Origin of the sequence: Pseudomonas sp., from assembly GCF_049645325.1 — a bacterium.
Classification (GTDB): domain Bacteria; phylum Pseudomonadota; class Gammaproteobacteria; order Pseudomonadales; family Pseudomonadaceae; genus Aquipseudomonas.
In genome coordinates, this window is the sequence record NZ_JBARTQ010000006.1 from 1 (window position 1) to 2703 (window position 2703).

Here is a 2703-nt window from a genome sequence, read left to right on the forward strand (position 1 = left end):
ACCATGTAGCGGGCTGTCATCGGATCGCCTGTCAGCAGCCCATACGACCGCAACCCGAGTTCCGCACTCACGAAAGCCAACAGCAACAGAATCGTGACCCGTGCCAGCGCCACGGACCAGTAGCTGCGGAAACTTCGCAACAGCGCGTCAGGAATCCGTGGCGGCATGGCCACCACACCGAACAGCGCCGTCGACCACAGCGTGAACAAGCCGTAAAACAACCAGGCAATGCCGGGCCGCGGACCGACCGCCAGCGCCGCGACGTAGCAGCCCAACCAACCGGCCAGCAGCCAAAGAAAGAACCGGTTCGGTTGCGAAATCCAAAGCCCTGCCGCCGGATCCCGACTGCAGCGCGTCCACCGCCAAAGAAAAATATGTAGGCCGCCTGACAGAATCAACAAGAGACCGCCCAACGCGCGACACAATTGCGTGGGACCGCGCACGGCGTCCACAACGAGGCAGATTACCCCGCTGATGATCGCGAGGCTGGCCAAGAAAACCAGCGGAGCCTGCCATATCCGGCGGCGTTCCGAGTCGGCGCTGGTTCTTCGCCGTCGAGCCACGACGTACAGCCTCCATGCTGTAGCGCGGTGGTTCGGCGACTGGGATCAAAGTGACCCCCGCACTCGCGAGGCCTGGATTATCGTGTTGCTCGTCAAAGGTGCCGCCGCGGCCAATACCACCACCGCTGCCATCCCTGGCGTTGAATCGCATCTGTTACACGTTCTGTTGCGACGGGTCAACGGCATTTCGACACGACCGAAACCCTATCGCACTCAACTTGTATCGTCGGCGCCCATTACCCGGATTGATGCAAACTGCCTGACTACGGGCATCCACAGCGGGATCCTGGCACCAGCCACCGACATGCCAGCATTGCCGCCGGGTCACGCCGCAAGCCTGTTTTTCCGGACTCCCACGATCCGGCGACCGGCTCAGGGCCTTTCACTTTTTCATGTTACCTAAACACAAGCGTGAAGCGCCAGTTTCGATGTAGCGCATTTCGACGCGAATTTCCTGGCCGAAGGCCATTTTTACCGTAGCCTGGGGCATCGCCCTGTCGTTTATACATAAGTGGTTTCAGCATTTGGCCCGAAGGCAAGCCATGCGATGGCGAAGTCGGTCATTCTTCGGATTCCTACCCAAATGGGCTGGGGCCCTGGAGGTGGTTCGGTGGCACGATTATTGTAGCCGCCGAGTTGTGCCAGGAGTGCCATGAATTCGGATAGCGTTGGTGGAGTTTCGGGCAACTGCTTCTTGGTCACGACACGCCATACCGACATCCATTCACAGTCGTCAAATACAGTGTTGCATGGAAGAGATGGGCATTCGCGGTTCATGTACGTCAGGTACATCACTCGCCATGCAATGACTTTGTAAAAGGCGAGGCAGTTTTTGAGCCGATCGAGTTTTTCCAGTTGGATCTCTTCGACACGGCACCCGGTCTTGAAGACTCGAAAATAGACTTCAATGGTCCAGCGCGCGACGTAGTAATCGATCACTCGGAGAATGTCTTCGACGCTGTCAATCGGCAGTGTTGTAATGAGCAGCCACGACACATCCGTGCCATCGTTGGGACCGTTGATTTCTTCAACAAGGACGACGTTATAAGTGACCGACGGTAAGGACGAACGAGCGTGCGGCGGCTTGACGGTGACTCGCATTGCACGAATCTCCAGTTCTGCCTTTCGAGCTTTTCGCTTCGGTGTCTGACGAAGATCGATAGTTCGCGTCGCACGCAGTTCCGATGCACTCACTTCATCTCGCACCTTGCGATAAACAGCTGGACCAGAATCGGGCTCATGCTCCGGAGTGCAGCGATTTACCTTAGCACGAATTATGAAGTCTACCGATTCGTCCTTTTCTTCGGATTCCACAAAAATGTCATAGATATCAGCTTCCCTGTCGGCGACGCTCACGACCTGGGTATCGGGGCAGTCGCACGCCAGTTGCGATGCTAACCGATATCCGGTGAGCCAGCGAAAACTCTCCTTCTCTTCGATCGGCAAGGTTTTGCGTTTCTCTGCTTCGCCAAGGCTTTCCTCCGTGCGATCGAAGTATTCAACACCCACCACACCCAAACTAAGTCCATCGGGTGTCACAGCCAGATGCGTGTGATCATACAGCCCGAACCGGTCCTCGGTATTCAGGCAGCGAGCATCATCCGGAGGATGCGATGTGTAATCCAGCTCGGTCGTATCTTGAAGAACCAAAACAACCGGGTGATCGTTCATTCGTCGCTTGGTGGCTTCAATATGTGGCTGCAAGATTCGATCTGGCTCAATGGCCCGATTATTGAAGAAACGGTAAGCCGCAAGTGTGTCACTCCAGCCGCCACAGGCCGAGTTAACACTTGCCTCGGGGTTGGCAGCCAGCGCCTCGATGATCTGTTGGCTTCGCTTGTTCAAACGCTGGTCTCCTAGATCAATACCCTGAAGTTCCGCAGTGATTCCTTCACACATTGATTTGCTCCTTGCAATATTGGCAGGCCAATTCCTGTCAATACTGCTGCGCAAATCTTGTGCCAAAGTTCCTGGGAATCTCCGTGGAATGAACGATATTTATGTATAAACGACAGGGCGTTGCCCTAGGCTACGGTGAATCAGGCCTTCGGCCAAACGCCAAGGGTGTCCAATATAGCGCAACATCAAATCTAGCGCTGCGGGCTAGGCCGCCACCGGCGACGGGGCAGGGTTCGCAAAA

General features: G+C 55.9%; 2 protein-coding genes. Both read right to left on the reverse strand.

Annotated features, from left to right (window positions below; all coding sequences use genetic code 11):
* The coding region (locus tag WBB95_RS00190; protein ID WP_424485753.1) for a hypothetical protein at positions 1-494 on the reverse strand (494 nt) is incomplete at its 3' end.
* A 570-nt stretch (positions 495-1064) separates the two neighbouring features.
* Entirely contained in the window at positions 1065-2462 is a 1398-nt protein-coding gene (locus tag WBB95_RS00195; RefSeq protein WP_424485754.1) for an IS4 family transposase, read from the reverse strand.
* Positions 2463-2703: the final 241 nt, after the last annotated feature.